The 13,497-nt window shown below is 68.0% G+C and carries 13 protein-coding genes and 1 riboswitch; of the genes, 5 read left to right on the forward strand and 8 right to left on the reverse strand.

Going from position 1 to position 13,497, the window contains the following annotated elements:
- The first annotated feature begins 65 nt into the window (after window positions 1-65).
- From OHN19_RS11875 to OHN19_RS11885, 3 genes are all read left to right on the forward strand, one after another.
- Window positions 66-485: a VOC family protein gene (locus tag OHN19_RS11875; RefSeq protein WP_330264173.1), complete on the forward strand. Its 420-nt coding sequence runs from the start codon at window positions 66-68 to the stop codon at window positions 483-485.
- A 36-nt stretch (window positions 486-521) separates the two neighbouring features.
- On the forward strand, window positions 522-1,643 hold the full coding sequence (locus tag OHN19_RS11880; RefSeq protein WP_330264174.1) for a Rossmann fold nucleotide-binding protein: 1,122 nt from the start codon (window positions 522-524) through the stop codon (window positions 1,641-1,643).
- Window positions 1,644-1,784: 141 nt separating this feature from the next.
- On the forward strand, window positions 1,785-2,486 hold the full coding sequence (locus tag OHN19_RS11885; protein WP_330264175.1) for an LAETG motif-containing sortase-dependent surface protein: 702 nt from the start codon (window positions 1,785-1,787) through the stop codon (window positions 2,484-2,486).
- A 243-nt stretch (window positions 2,487-2,729) separates the two neighbouring features.
- Here OHN19_RS11885 and OHN19_RS11890 read toward each other — a convergent pair whose 3' ends face one another.
- The 5 genes from OHN19_RS11890 to rlmN form a co-directional block, all read right to left on the reverse strand.
- Window positions 2,730-3,518, reverse strand: a complete 789-nt coding sequence (locus tag OHN19_RS11890) for a maleylpyruvate isomerase family mycothiol-dependent enzyme (RefSeq protein WP_330264176.1) — start codon at window positions 3,516-3,518, stop codon at window positions 2,730-2,732.
- A gap of 221 nt (window positions 3,519-3,739) precedes the next feature.
- Window positions 3,740-4,759: an ABC transporter ATP-binding protein gene (locus tag OHN19_RS11895; RefSeq protein ID WP_330264177.1), complete on the reverse strand. Its 1,020-nt coding sequence runs from the start codon at window positions 4,757-4,759 to the stop codon at window positions 3,740-3,742.
- Entirely contained in the window at window positions 4,759-6,360 is a 1,602-nt protein-coding gene (locus tag OHN19_RS11900) for an iron ABC transporter permease (protein WP_330264178.1), read from the reverse strand. Before OHN19_RS11900 ends, OHN19_RS11895 begins: the two co-directional genes overlap by 1 nt.
- Before the next feature lie 38 nt (window positions 6,361-6,398).
- The gene (locus OHN19_RS11905; protein WP_330264179.1) at window positions 6,399-7,469 is read right to left on the reverse strand and encodes a thiamine ABC transporter substrate-binding protein; all 1,071 of its coding nucleotides are present in this window, start codon (window positions 7,467-7,469) and stop codon (window positions 6,399-6,401) included.
- Window positions 7,466-7,573: riboswitch (TPP riboswitch) on the reverse strand. (Overlaps the previous gene by 4 nt.)
- Window positions 7,574-7,595: 22 nt before the next feature.
- Window positions 7,596-8,702: a 23S rRNA (adenine(2503)-C(2))-methyltransferase RlmN gene (gene rlmN, locus OHN19_RS11910; protein WP_330264180.1), complete on the reverse strand. Its 1,107-nt coding sequence runs from the start codon at window positions 8,700-8,702 to the stop codon at window positions 7,596-7,598.
- 340 nt (window positions 8,703-9,042) lie between these two features.
- On the opposite strand from rlmN, the gene OHN19_RS11915 reads away from it, so the two are divergent.
- The gene (locus OHN19_RS11915) at window positions 9,043-10,290 is read left to right on the forward strand and encodes a RelA/SpoT domain-containing protein (RefSeq protein WP_330264181.1); all 1,248 of its coding nucleotides are present in this window, start codon (window positions 9,043-9,045) and stop codon (window positions 10,288-10,290) included.
- A 267-nt stretch (window positions 10,291-10,557) separates the two neighbouring features.
- Entirely contained in the window at window positions 10,558-10,881 is a 324-nt protein-coding gene (locus OHN19_RS11920; RefSeq protein WP_330264182.1) for a hypothetical protein, read from the forward strand.
- A 31-nt stretch (window positions 10,882-10,912) separates the two neighbouring features.
- Here OHN19_RS11920 and OHN19_RS11925 read toward each other — a convergent pair whose 3' ends face one another.
- The 3 genes from OHN19_RS11925 to OHN19_RS11935 form a co-directional block, all read right to left on the reverse strand.
- A complete protein-coding gene (locus OHN19_RS11925) occupies window positions 10,913-11,191 on the reverse strand; it encodes a hypothetical protein (protein WP_330264183.1) in 279 nt (92 codons plus the stop codon).
- A 64-nt stretch (window positions 11,192-11,255) separates the two neighbouring features.
- The gene (locus tag OHN19_RS11930; protein WP_330264184.1) at window positions 11,256-12,458 is read right to left on the reverse strand and encodes an IS110 family transposase; all 1,203 of its coding nucleotides are present in this window, start codon (window positions 12,456-12,458) and stop codon (window positions 11,256-11,258) included.
- Between the two features lie 546 nt (window positions 12,459-13,004).
- Window positions 13,005-13,490, reverse strand: coding sequence for an NUDIX hydrolase (locus OHN19_RS11935; RefSeq protein WP_330264185.1), 486 nt, complete (start codon window positions 13,488-13,490; stop codon window positions 13,005-13,007).
- Window positions 13,491-13,497: the final 7 nt, after the last annotated feature.

Genomic DNA, 13,497 nt, shown 5'->3' on the forward strand with positions numbered 1-13,497 from the left:
GATGAGTTCCGCCGCACCCGCCCGTCTACCCCCCGTACCGCACGCACCCGATGGGAGAGACTCCGATGACCGCTCCGGCCTACCAGCAGATGATCTTCGTCAACCTGCCCGTGAACGACCTCGAGGCCTCGAAGAAGTTCTACACGGAGCTCGGCTACTCGCTGAACGAACAGTTCAGCGACGACAAGGCGGCCTCCGTCGTGATCAGCGAGACGATCGTCGCGATGCTGCTCACCAAGCCGTTCTACGCGACCTTCACCAAGAAGGAGATCGCGGACGCGACCAAGTCCAGCCAGGTGCTGCTCTGTCTGAGCGCCGAGAGCCGCGCGAAGGTGGACGAGCTGGTCGAGAAGGCGGTCGCCGCGGGCGGCACGGCCAACGACGACGTGCAGGACCAGGGCTTCATGTACGGCCGTTCCTTCGACGACCTCGACGGCCACGGCTGGGAGGTCGTGTGGATGGACCCGGCGGCGATCCAGGGCTGACCCCCGGGCCGGAATCCGGCGTGCGAACATGGGCGGGTGCAGACGAGCCCCGCCCACGCGGCACACCACGACGACCGTGAGATCGAGACGCTGGAGGAGTTCGACGCGGTCGTCTCGGCCCGCGGCGCTCTCACCGGATTCCGTGTCCAGGCCGTCGATCTGACCGACCGGACAAGGGAGTTGCTCGCCACCGACACCGCGGGCACCGTCTTCCTCGGCTGCCCCATGAGGGAGCAGGCGGCGGCGAAGATCCGCTCCGACGGCGCCCTGGTCTTCCCGCCCGTCCCGGGTCTCCCCTTCGATCCGTACCGCGGTCTCCTCTACTCCCCCGACGAGTTGTTCGACGGGCTGGAGAAGGGCTACGAGCAGACGCCCGACGCCCTCGCGTACGCCTGGTTCCAGCGCACCAAGGCCGACCGCGACATATACGCGTCGACACTGCGCGCCGTCCACGACGACGCCGTCTCCGACGCCCTCGACGAACTGCTGCCCGGCACCAGGGTCGTGGGGGTCATGGGCGGCCACGCGATGGCCCGCGGGACCGCGGAGTACGCCGGTGCCGCCCGCCTCGGCCGTGAACTGGCCCGCGCGGGGCTCACGGTGGCCACCGGCGGCGGCCCCGGCGCGATGGAGGCGGCCAACCTCGGCGCCTACGCCGCCCCCTTCGAGGACTCCATGCTCGACGAGGCGTGCGAACTGCTCGCCGGGGCACCGTCGTTCACGCCCTCGATCACCGACTGGGCACGCGCCGCCTTCGAGGTGCGCCGCCGCTGGCCCCGGGGCGGTCACTCCGTCGGCATCCCCACCTGGTTCTACGGGCACGAGCCGCCCAACGCCTTCGCGTCGCACATCGCCAAGTACTTCGCCAACGCCACCCGCGAGGACGGCCTGCTCGCCCGCTCCAACGCCGGCGTGGTCTTCCTGCCGGGCGCCGCCGGGACCGTACAGGAGATCTTCGACAACGCGACACCCAACTACTACGAGTCGCGCGGCGAACCGACGCCGATGGTCCTCGTGGACCGCGCGCACTGGACGGAGAGACTGCCGACGTGGCCGCTGCTCCAGGCGCTCGCGCGGGATCGGTCAATGCAGGCCCGAATCGCCCTGGTTGACCGGATCGAGGAGGCTCCCGGGGCGCTGAAACGTCTCACAGTGTAATAAGAAGGTAAAGCCAACGGTTGTAGGGGGCTTACACGTTGACACTTCTTATGCAGCGCTTATAGACCTGTGAGACTCCTGGGGATGGTGATGACACATCACCCTCCCGTCAACCCCCCGCATTTGCGCACCCCGTGAAGGATGAACGTGGCATTCACGCCCATATCCCGCCGCACCTCCCGCGCCGCGCGCTTCCTCGGCGTCGCCGCCGCCTCGACCGCGATCGTGCTCGGCGCCTCCAGCAACGCCCTTGCGTGCAACATCAAGGAGTTCTCCGCCGAAGCCAAGTGTGACGGCGAGAAGGGTGTCATCACCGTCACCGACGTCGACAAGTCCGGCGTCGAGGCCACCGTCTCCGTGTACCTGCAGAACAACGGCGCCGACGCTAAGAAGGTCGGCGAGCAGACGGTGAAGGGCTCGAAGGACGGCACCACCATCACCTTCGAGGAGGACTGGGCGCCCAACGCCGAGTACCGCATCCACGTCGAGGCCCTGCCCTACATCAAGGGCGAGGACATCAAGCCCAACCTGACCACCCCGGCGACCGCCTGCAAGACCGAGGAGACGCCGACCCCGACGCCCACGCCCACTCCGTCGGACTCCGCCAGCACCCCGGCCGAGGAGACCCCGACCCCGACCCCGTCGGCCTCCGAGGGCACCACCGCTCCGGCCACGGTCGAGAGCAACGCCCCGTCGGCCGCGGCCGGCGACTCCAACCTCGCCGAGACCGGCGCCAACTCCAACACCGGCCTGATCGCCGGCATCGCCATCGCCCTCGTGGCGATCGGCGGCGGCGCGGTCTTCTTCGGCCTGCGCCGCCGCGGGGCGAGCAGCTCCCGCTGACACCCACGGCAGCCCGACGGCCCGTCCCCTTGGTGGGGGCGGGCCGTCGGCGTCGGTGGGGGGTGGCTGGCCGTCGCCGTATATGGGGGCGGGCCGTCGTCGCTCACCAGAGGCCCGCTGGCGCCGCGTTCGCCTTTCCGCAACCTCCGGCTTCGGACCCGCGAGGCAGCTGCTCGCCCGATGACCGCCGTCCCCCTGGGCCCCGCCCCCTCCGCAGGATCCCCGAAGCCCCGCTCTCCCCAGTCACCCAAAACTTGTCCGCTCCAGCCAGAACTCCAGCAGCTTCCGGTCGCCGAGTACCTCCAACTCGGGGCTGTCGAGCGGCAGTCGGCGGTAGAAGGCGAGCAGGACGGAGGTCAGTGGCCCGCGCAGTGCGACGGTCGCCTTCTCGTGTCCGCGCCGCCAGTCGATGACGTCCTCGGTGAACCCGATCAGCCACTCGGCGTTGAGCTCCGCGCTCGCGTCGGTGGCGTGCAGGTGGATGCTCCGGCCCGGCCCCCGCAGCTCCCGTGCCTCGTCGTGCGGCTCGGTCCGCTGCACGAACTCCACGATCTGCAGCCACTCGTCGATCGCGTCTGCGGCGATCTCCGGGGCGACCTCGTAGGGCTGTCCGGCGGCGAGCATCGCGTCCGCGCGGTGGACGGTCAGCTCGTGGGCCATCCGCCGGGCCCAGAACCCGGACGTGGGGACCCCGGCCCAGGACCACACCTCGGCGTCGGGCCCGGCCTCCCGCAGCGTGGCGACGAGGGCGTCACCGGTCTCGGCGAGCCACCCGTCGAGCGCACCCGCGTCCTCGGGCCCCTCCCCCAACGGCACCCGCTCCTCGGGCACTTCCTCCCGCGCCCGGGTCCGCACCATCAGCTCCGCCCACCGCAGAGCACCCCCGGTATGCCGCACCAGCCGCAGCAACGACCAGTCAGGGCAGGTCGGCACGGTCACGGAGAGATCCGCCCCGGAGGCCACGAGAGCCCTCAACTGACCCACCTGATGGGCGATCTCGTCGCAGTAACGGTCGTGTGAGAGCAGCGTCATGCCGGGCACCTTATGTCCCCCCACACCAGCACAGCGCGCCAATTTCCACCGCCCCGACTCGACTTGGCGCTCTCACCCCGTCAGCCGCCCCAGCGAACTCGCCCCCGCGCAGCCCCGACCCGGCGGCCGCGGCCACCTCAGCCGGACCCAGCGGCCTCAGCCCCGCCCATCCGACCCAGCGACCTCAACCCCGCCGCCCAGACGCCGCGATCTCCCCCGCCTCAGCCCAGCACCACGATCTCGGCCGCGTCGAACTCCACCCCCACCACGCCCCCCACCTCCGGCGCCTCCCGCAGCGCGCACGCGGCCTCCAACCTCGGCCCGTCCTCCGGTTGCAGGTGTACGGCGACATGCGTGCCCTTGAAGGTGCGTGCGGCGACCGTGCAGCGGAGCCCCTCGTCGGACGCCACGAGCCGTACGCCCGCCGGTCGCACCAGCACGCTCCGGACCCCCTGGGCGGCCCCCTGCGGCACCGGCACCTTGCCCCACACCGTGTCCGCCGCCTCGCCGGTCACGGTCCCCTCCACGACGTTCTCGAAGCCGAGGAAGCGGGCCACGAACTCGTCCACCGGCCGCTGCCACACCTCAAGTGGCGTACCGGACTGCGCGATCCGCCCGTCCCGCATCACCACGACCCGGTCGGCGAGCGCGAAGGCCTCCCCCTGGTCGTGCGTGACGGCGAGCACGGTCGTGCCCAACCGCCCGAACAGCTCCCGCAGTTCGACGACCAGCCGCTCCCGCAGCGACCGGTCCAGCTGCCCGAGCGGCTCGTCGAGCATCAGCAGCCGGGGCCGGGGAGCGAGCGCCCGGGCCAGCGCGACCCGCTGCTGCTCACCGCCGGAGAGCGAGGCGACGGCCCGGCGGCCGGCCCCCGGCAGTCCGACGAGGTCGAGCAACTCCCGCACCCGCTCACCCTGTTGTGCCTTCGGCACGTCATGCATCCGCAGCCCGAAGGCCACGTTGGCACCCACGTCCCGCTGCGGGAACAGCTGATGGTCCTGGAACATCAGCCCGACCCCGCGCCGGTGCGCGGGCACCCCGGCCTGGTCGCGGCCGTCGAGCGACACCCGCCCCGCGTCGAGCGGCTGGAGCCCGGCGACGACCCGCAGCAGCGTCGACTTGCCGCTGCCGCTCGGCCCGAGCACACACACGATCTCGTGTTCAGCGACATCGAGCCCGACCCCGTCGAGCACGGCCCGCCCGCCGAACCGTACCGTCGCGTCCGCAAGGCTCAGCAGCATCAGAACTCCCCGGTCCGGTCGGTCCGCAGCCGCTCAAGGACCAGCAGCGCCACCGCGCACACGATCATCAGGATGGTCGAAAGGGCCATCGCCTGGCCGTAGTTGAGATCACCGGCGCGTCCGAGCAGCCGGGCCACGGCGACCGGCAGGGTCGGGTTGTCGGGCCGTGCGATGAAGACGGTCGCGCCGAACTCGCCCAGCGACACGGCGAACGCGAAGCCCGCCGCGATCAGCAGCGCCCGCCGCACCATCGGCAGGTCGACCTCCCGCCACACCCGCCAGGGCGGGGCCCCGAGCACGGCCGCGGCCTCCCGCAGCCGGTGGTCCACGGCCCGCAGCACGGGCAGCATGGTCCGTACGACGAAGGGCACTCCGACCAGCGCCTGCGCGAGCGGTACCAGGATCCAGGACTGTCTGAGGTCCAGCGGCGGCTCGTCCAGGGAGATCAGGAACCCGAAGCCGACCGTCACCGCGGACACCCCGAGCGGCAGCATCAGCAGCGCGTCGAAGCCCCGTACGAACCGCCCCGCGTCCCGTCGCGTGAGCGCGGCCGCCGCGAGCCCCCCGATCAGCACCGCGATGGCGGTCGCGGCGAGGGCGTACTCCAGTGAGTTCCCGACGGCCTCGATCGGCGCGACGAGGAAGACCCCGCCGTCGCTGTGGGTCAGCGCCCGGTAGTAGCCGAAGTCGGGGGCGTCCAGGGAACGTTGCACCAGCACGGCGAGCGGCAGGACCAGGAGGACGGCGATGACCGCGAGGACCCCGGCCAGCAGCCCCCACTCCCCCGCGCCGCGCGGCCGGCGGGCGGTGACGGACGCGTCCACGAGCCGGAGCGCGGTCTCCCTGCGCCGTACGGTCCACGCGTGCAGGGCGAGGACCGCGCCCACCGCGACGAACTGGATGATCGTCAGCACGGCGGCCGTGGACAGGTCGAAGATCTCCGAGGTCTGGCGGTAGATCTCCACTTCGAGGGTGGAGAAGGTCGGTCCGCCGAGGATCTGGACCACGCCGAAGGAGGTGAAGGTGAACAGGAAGACCATCAGCGCGGCGGCGGCCACGGCGGGTCCGAGCGCGGGGAGGGTGACCGTGCGCCAGGCCGTGAGCCGGGACGCGCCCAGCATCCGCGCGGCCTCCTCCTGGCGCGGATCGAGCTGGGCCCACAGCCCGCCGACGGTCCGTACGACGACCGCGTAGTTGAAGAAGACGTGCGCGAGCAGGATCGCCCACACGGTGGTGTCGAGCCGTACGCCCCACAGGTCGTCCGTGAGGCCGCCCCTTCCGACGAGCGCCAGGAAGGCCGTACCGACCACGACCGTGGGCAGCACGAAGGGCACGGTGACCACGGCCCGCAGGATCTGCTTGCCGGGGAAGTCGAAGCGCGCGAAGACGTACGCGCCGGGGAGCGCGACCAGTAGCGTGAGCGCGGTGGAGACGAGCGCCTGCCAGGTGGTGAACCACAGGACGTGCCGGATGTCCGACTGGGTCAGCACGTCGAGGATCCGGCCGAACTGCCAGGTCCCGTCGGTGTGGAGTCCGCGCTCGACGATTGCGGCGACGGGATAGGCGAAGAAGACGGCGAAGAACGCGACGGGCACGGCCATGAGCCCGAGCCGCGCCGCGCTCCCCTTGCGCCGGGTGGCTACTTCAGTACGAGCGAGGTCCACGACTTGACCCAGTCGTCACGGTGTTCGGCGATCTTCGCGGGATCCATGGTCTCGGGATCCTTGGCCTGCGGGCCGTACTCGGTGAACTCGGCGGGCACCTGGGCGCCCTCCACGACCGGGTAGACGAACATGTTGAGCGGCATGTCCTGCTGGAACTCCTTGGTGAGCAGGAAGTCCAGGAACGCCTTGCCGCCCTTGCTGTTCTTGGCGTTGCTCAGCAGCCCGGCGTACTCGATCTGCCGGAAGCAGGTGCCGTCGGCGACCCCGGTGGGCGCGGTCTTCGGCTTCGGGTCGGCGTAGATCACCTCGGCGGGCGGCGAGGAGGCGTACGACACGACGAGCGGCCGGTCCGCCTTGGCCTTCTTGCCGCCGGCCGACCCGGAGAACTCCTCGTTGTAGGCCTGCTCCCAGCCGTCGACGACCTTGACGCCGTTGGCCTTGAGCTTCTTCCAGTAGCCCTGCCAGCCGTCGTCCCCGTACTCGGCGGCGGACCCGAGCAGGAAGCCGAGCCCCGGCGAGGAGGTGGAGGCGTTCTCGGTGACGAGGAGGTTCTTGTAGGCGGGCTTGATCAGATCGTCGTACGACGTCGGCGGCTGGAGCTTGTGCTCGGTGAAGTACGCCTTGTCGTAGTTGACGCAGATGTCGCCGGTGTCGATGGGCGTGACCTTGTCCCCGTCGACGCGGTACCCCGCCTTGATCGTGTCGGCGCCCTTCGCCTCGTACGACTGGAAGAGGCCGTTGTCGAGCGCGCGGGAGAGCAGGGTGTTGTCGACGCCGAAGAAGACGTCGCCCTGCGGGTTGTCCTTGGTGAGGATGGCCTTGTTGACGGCCTGCCCGGCGTCGCCGTCCTCCAGGACCTTGACCTTGTAGCCGGACTTCTTCTCGAAGTCGGAGAGGACGCCCTTGGAGACGGCCCAGGAGTCGTGGCTGACCAGGGTGACGGTCTTGGAGCCGGTGCTCCCGGAGTCGGAGGACGACGACCCGCACGCGGACAGCGTGACCAGGCCGAGGCCCACGACGGCAGCGAAAAGCTTCTTGTTGTTCACGGTGATGACCGAACTTCCTACCCAGAATGACCTGGGCGAGGTTCAGAGGGTCTGCGGCCCGGTTGCCGCACTCTCAGCGCTGTTGCGCTCCCCTGTCGGATATGAATATGTACGTACGCCGTCAGACTACCGCTCGGTGGCCGCGAGCTGACCACAGGCCCCGTCGATCTCCTGACCACGGGTGTCCCGGACGGTCACCGGCACACCGTGCGCGGCGATCGCCTCGACGAAGGCCTTCTCGTCCTCGGGCCGGGAGGCGGTCCACTTGGACCCGGGGGTCGGGTTCAGCGGGATGAGGTTGACGTGCACGGGCTTGCCCCGGAGCAGCCGCCCGAGCCGGTCACCGCGCCAGGCCTGGTCGTTGATGTCCCGGATGAGCGCGTACTCGATGGAGAGCCGCCGCCCGGACTTCTCGACGTACTCGAACCCGGCGTCGAGCACCTCGCGCACCTTCCACCGCGTGTTCACGGGGACGAGGGTGTCGCGCAGCTCGTCGTCGGGGGCGTGCAGCGAGATCGCGAGCCGGCACTTGAAGCCTTCGTCGGCGAACCGGTGAATGGCGGGCACGAGCCCCACGGTGGACACGGTGATTCCGCGCTGCGACAGCCCGAGCCCGTCGGGAGCGGGATCGGTGAGCGCGCGAATGGACTGCGTCACCCGCTTGTAGTTGGCGAGCGGCTCGCCCATCCCCATGAAGACGATGTTGGAGAGCCGCGCGGGCCCGCCCGGCACCTCCCCGTCCCGGAGCGCCCGCATCCCGTCGACGATCTGATGCACGATCTCGGCGGTGGACAGATTGCGGTCCAGCCCGGCCTGCCCGGTGGCACAGAACGGGCAGTTCATCCCGCACCCGGCCTGCGAGCTGATGCACATGGTCACCCGGTCCGGGTACCGCATCAGCACCGACTCCACGAGCGTCCCGTCGAACAGCCGCCACAGCGTCTTGCGCGTGGTCCCCTGGTCGGTCGACAGATGCCGTACGACGGTCATCAGCTCGGGAAGCAACGCCTCCTGCAGCTTCCCGCGCGCCGCGGCGGGGATGTCGGTCCATTCCGCCGGGTCGTGCGCGTACCGCGCGAAGTAGTGCTGCGAGAGCTGCTTGGCCCGAAACGGCTTCTCCCCGATCCCGGCCACTACCTCCTTGCGCTCGGCAGGAGTGAGATCAGCGAGATGCCGCGGCGGCTTCTTGGCTCCGCGGGGGGCGACGAAAGTGAGTTCTCCGGGTGCAGGCATAACCCTTCCAGTGTGGCAGATCATCGCCGGGAGCCCAGGCCGGAGCGGGGTGGGGGTGGTCACCTGTGGGTGGCGTCTGTCGGCGTTGGTCGGCCTCGGACGGCCCAGGGACGGCCCAGAAGGCTGCCTCCAGAGTCGCGATCACTGTTCGCGGCTCGACTGCTACACGCGACCTCTTTACCTCGAAGCCACTGGGCGTGGGCTCCATCTGGAACTGGCGAAGTAGCCGGGCTGAAGCACTCTGTGGACGATTCCCCCCGCACAAGCACCACTTTGCGGCATCCTACGCATACACGTGGACGCGGGACCGGAACGCCCAGCACTGCACCTTGAGGGAGTCATGGAAATCGTTGATCAATTCATTGCACGCTACTCGAAGGAGTACGACTTTTACAGCAGGGCAGCACAACTAGTCACCCAAGCCCTAGAGAGGGATCTCAAAGAATCAGGCGTCCGCTGCATCGTCACTTACCGCGCGAAGGACATCACGCGCCTAGAAGAAAAATGTCGCCAACGTGCACCAAAAAAGAAATACAAGACAGTAGAGGATATCTACGAAGACATTGTAGACCTGGCAGGCGTCCGCATCGCGCTCTATTTTCCAGCCGAGCAAGACCAAGTCGAAAAGGCCGTGAATCGACTATTCGACCTCACAGAGAAAAAGAGTTTCCCCGAGTCGAACAGGAGGTCTACCGGAAAGGAGTTCTCCGGATATTCTGCAACTCACTACCGAGTTAGACTCAAGGAACGTGAGCTAATCGGCCCGGATACGCGATACGCCAAGGCACGCGTCGAAGTGCAGGTCGCCTCGGTGCTTATGCATGCATGGTCGGAAGTGGAACACGATCTCGCCTACAAACCCCTATCCGGCGACTTGTCCGATGCGGAAAAGAAAATCCTGGATCAGCTCAATGGACTGGTAATCGCTGGCGAGATGTCGCTCAGGATGCTGCAAGAGGCGAGCGAAAATCGGGTTGCCCGGAGCGGCCGATTCCTCAATCACTATGAACTCGCCGCGTATCTATTGAACCAAGCGGGGAAGATCCTTAATGAACCGGTCGGGGACTCAGGCCTAGGTCGAGTCGACCTCCTTTTCAATTTCTTGAGCGAGCTAAAAAAGGAGGCACCTGCCGACCTGGATCCATATCTGGAATCACTTCATGATAATGTCGAGAAGCGCCCCCTCTCGGAGCAGGTTATCGACACTCTCCTTGCCGAGGATCCTTCACGGTATGAGAAGTTCAACCTGGTTCGGCTTCATGCCGTAGAAGATTCGCTTGATCCCCACTCTCTGAGCTCACGCCTGCATCAGGAAATCGGCCGCTTCCTTACGCGATGGGTTGAACTGGAGGAGTATTTGCGGAACCTCCTACCACAGGAAGAAAGCACCCGAACCGTTCTGCCGATTTCCCGGGTACTCGATCGTCTGCCGTCGCTTGATACGGAGACGCGTCATGATATCGATTTGCTGCGAAGGCTGCGTAACAACCTAGTACACGGGCGAAACGTACCGTCCCCCGGCTACCTCGCCAGCGCCTCTGATCGGCTTGAGGAAATCATTGAGAGGGTGCGCCGGATTCTACCGTAACGAAGTTGTTCCGGATGCGCCCCGTACGATCACCGCTGGCCAACAGGTCGGCGGAGTCTCAATGACCGAGTCAAGCCCCGGGGCGCTGTCTATGAGCTGAGACGGCGCCCCCTGGCGGGCCTTACGTCAAGCTGCCCCTCGATGCGAACTACCGGCGAACTGTCGCTGAGGTCTCCCCGGCTGGTCGGACGGTCTCTGATGGTCCCGGGCGAGGGGTGAGCGTTGGCAGGGTTGCTGTACTTCGCTGCTGTACGCAGAATCGCCCGCATGGGATCTATGCAACCGGAGTTGAGCTGGCCGTTTGAGGGCGAGGTATTCCCTCAAGGCTTGCTGGCGGTCGTCCAGAAGACCGTCTCGGCAGGGGAGTTTCCTGCCTTGACCGTGATCCATGACGACGAGGGCGACTGGCTTGTGAGCGACGGCGTGCACGATCCCAGTGACGGGGCTTCGAAGCTTCGCCATCTTCACCACGTCGTGGACCTGGATCCGTCACTTGCTCGGCTGGCCACCATGCCACCTGGCCACGTCGCCTGGCGCGCGACCAGGCACGACGTTTGGACGATCGAGGAATGGACCTACCCGGACGAGTAGCGTCGCCGTGGGATAAGGGCCGCTCGGGTTGTCAGGCGTCGTGGTCGGCGGCCTCTTCGAGCAGGTCCATGGCCCGGTTGTGGAAGCGGCGTTCGGCGGCGCGGCATGGGGCGTTGAAGAAGGCTCGTTGAGCTTCGGCAAGATCGCAGTGCAGCAGGCCCATGGTCACGAACACGGCTTCCACTCCGTGACACCCGTTGTCCTTGAGGAACTGCTGGAGTGCGTCCGTGTCGCCAGTTGCCTCCCAGACGGGCCGGGAGGTTTCCCGCATGGCAGCGATGCGCGCTGATCGTTCTGCGTCGAAGCCCACGGGGGTCCGCCTCTCTGGTTTGGCCCGCAGGCTATCGCCAGGCAGGCGGGGTGCGCTGGCCCGTTTAGGCGGCTTGGGCGACGGGTGGATGGAGGGTGAAAGGCCTGCCGTCGCGCAGGAGGGCCCATAGGACATCGACCCGTCGGCGGGCGAGGGCGATGACGGCCTGGACGTGCTTGCAGCCCTCGGCCCGCTTCTTCAGGTAGTAGTCGCGGTTGGGGCCTTCGCGGATGATGCTGCTCTGGGCGGAGAGATAAAAGACGCGGCGGAGGCGTCGGCTGTAGCGCTTGGGGCGGTGGAGGTTGCCGGTGCGGCGTCCCGAGTCGCGTGAAACGGGCACGAGGCCGGCGGCGGAGGCGAGGTGGCCTGCGTCTGCGTAAGTGCTCAGGTCACCGGCGGCGACGATGAACTCGGCCCCCAGGATGGGGCCCATGCCCGGCAGGGACTCGATGATGTGGGCTTGGGGGTGAGTGCGGAAGGTCTGCCGTATTTGCTGGTCGATGTGCTTGAGCCGGTCGTCCAGGGCAAGGATCTGCGTGGCGATGTCCGCAGCAATGCCGGCCGCGACATCCTGGCCGGGCAGCGTGACGTGCTGAGTTCTGGCGACCTGCAAGGCGGTGGCGGCGACTGCGTCGGGGTTGCGGACGTTGCGTCCCCTGAGCCAAGCGGTGAGGCGAGCTTGGCCGTGGCGCCGTATGGCTGCCGGGGTTTGATGCCGGGTGAGCAGGATGAGCGCGCCTTTGTGATCGGAGTAGTCGAAGGCCCGTTCCAGAGCGGGGAAGATCCCGGTGAGCACGTCGCGGAGCCGGTTGAGCATGCGGACCCGGTCGGTGATCAGATCGGTGCGGTGCGCGGTCAACAGAGCCAGATCAGCTGCCAGTTGTGCGGGGACTCTGATGGAGGTGAAGTCCCGCCGCAGCCGGGCGGTGTCTGCGATCACGTAGGCGTCGCGGGCGTCGGTCTTGGCTTCACCGCGGTAGGACCCGGACATCCGGTTGACCGTCCGGCCGGGAACATAGACGGCCTGTTGGCCGTGGGCGGCAAGTAAGGCCAGAAACAGCGCGGAAGCGGTACCGGCGATGTCAACCGCCCAGTGGACCCGGTCGGCGAGGGCGAGGATCTCGTCGAGGGCGGTCAGAATCGCGCTCTCGTCGTTGGAGACCTTCTTGCTCCAGATCGTTGCCCCGGTTTCGTCGACCGCGGCAAGCCAGTGATGGGCTTTACCGGCGTCGATCCCGACCCAGAGGCGGGTCAGCTGCTCAGCCATGTGCGTCTCCTCGGTTCAGGCAGCATGCCGTTCGGCCCGAGGAACACCCGCCGTCAGCTCCGTAAACAGCGATCAATTGCGCAGATCTCAATCAGAGGCCAGGCGTCCCGAAGAGCGGGGCGGCCACTCCACCGGAGCCACCGGGGGCAAGCGACTTTAGAGCCACACCCCACTCTTCCGGACCGCCAAACAACTTACGGAGCGGCTTTGGGCTGGAGCTGCTTTGGGGCGAGTGATCATGGCCCCGTAAGCTTCCGGCGAGTCGGGCAGTCTGTGGACCTGCCCGTTAAAGCACGACGTTGGGGCCATGATCTTAGAGGCTCGCCCCAAAGTGGCTGCCTAAAGCCGTGGAGCCGACCGCCCCAGCCACAGAGGGTGTCCCCTACCTTCTGCCCGCAGCCGCCGAGCGCGCCGCCGGGCGCGGCCAGCCGGGGCGCAGACAGGAGGCAGGCCGCGCCGCAGAGGCGGCGCGCGCCCGCGCCGTGCGCGGGCCTTGATGAAGTAGGGAAAGTCTTATCCCGCTGGGATGGGGATCTTCGGTCTCGGCTACGCCGCTACGTCGCTCGGCGCCTGGCCATGCTCGAGGTACACCGGGGCGCTAGCCGCTCGGGCCTCGATCGCCGCAAGGATCCTTCGGGCCAACCGAGGGATCGTCCGGTCCGCGATCTCGCTCGGGGCAACGAACGTGACGCTCTTCAGTTCCTCGGCCTGCGGGCGGATGTCCTCCACGGTCTCCGGGGCTAGCTCGCCGCCGTCGAACAGGTACAGCACCTTGTCGCCCTCGGTAGCGCTGGGCGCCCAGTCGACGGCCAGGAGGCGGCCGAGCGTCGGCGTGATGCCGAGTTCTTCCCGCACCTCGCGGCTGGCAGCCTGAAGCGGAGACTCACCGGTCTCGACGTAGCCCCCGGGGATGTCCCAGTAGTCCTTGTACGTGGGCACCACCATGAGGACGCGCCCGCCGGCATCAAAGAAAAGCGCACCCGCTGCCATACGCGGATGCGCCATCTTCGCTTCATGCTCGTTCGCTGCCATGCAGCCG

The organism is Streptomyces griseorubiginosus, from assembly GCF_036345115.1.
Taxonomy (GTDB): domain Bacteria; phylum Actinomycetota; class Actinomycetes; order Streptomycetales; family Streptomycetaceae; genus Streptomyces; species Streptomyces griseorubiginosus_C.

Bases quoted from the DNA above. Each gene is read 5' to 3' on its own strand.
- OHN19_RS11875 (WP_330264173.1), top strand. From the start codon at position 66: ATGACCGCTCCGGCCTACCAGCAGATGATCTTCGTCAACCTGCCCGTG.
- OHN19_RS11885 (WP_330264175.1), top strand. From the start codon at position 1,785: ATGAACGTGGCATTCACGCCCATATCCCGCCGCACCTCCCGCGCCGCG.
- OHN19_RS11890 (WP_330264176.1), bottom strand. From the start codon at position 3,518: ATGACGCTGCTCTCACACGACCGTTACTGCGACGAGATCGCCCATCAG.
- OHN19_RS11895 (WP_330264177.1), bottom strand. From the start codon at position 4,759: ATGCTGCTGAGCCTTGCGGACGCGACGGTACGGTTCGGCGGGCGGGCC.
- OHN19_RS11900 (WP_330264178.1), bottom strand. From the start codon at position 6,360: ATGGCCGTGCCCGTCGCGTTCTTCGCCGTCTTCTTCGCCTATCCCGTC.
- rlmN (WP_330264180.1), bottom strand. From the start codon at position 8,702: ATGCCTGCACCCGGAGAACTCACTTTCGTCGCCCCCCGCGGAGCCAAG.
- OHN19_RS11915 (WP_330264181.1), top strand. From the start codon at position 9,043: ATGGAAATCGTTGATCAATTCATTGCACGCTACTCGAAGGAGTACGAC.
- OHN19_RS11920 (WP_330264182.1), top strand. From the start codon at position 10,558: ATGGGATCTATGCAACCGGAGTTGAGCTGGCCGTTTGAGGGCGAGGTA.
- OHN19_RS11930 (WP_330264184.1), bottom strand. From the start codon at position 12,458: ATGGCTGAGCAGCTGACCCGCCTCTGGGTCGGGATCGACGCCGGTAAA.
- OHN19_RS11935 (WP_330264185.1), bottom strand. From the start codon at position 13,490: ATGGCAGCGAACGAGCATGAAGCGAAGATGGCGCATCCGCGTATGGCA.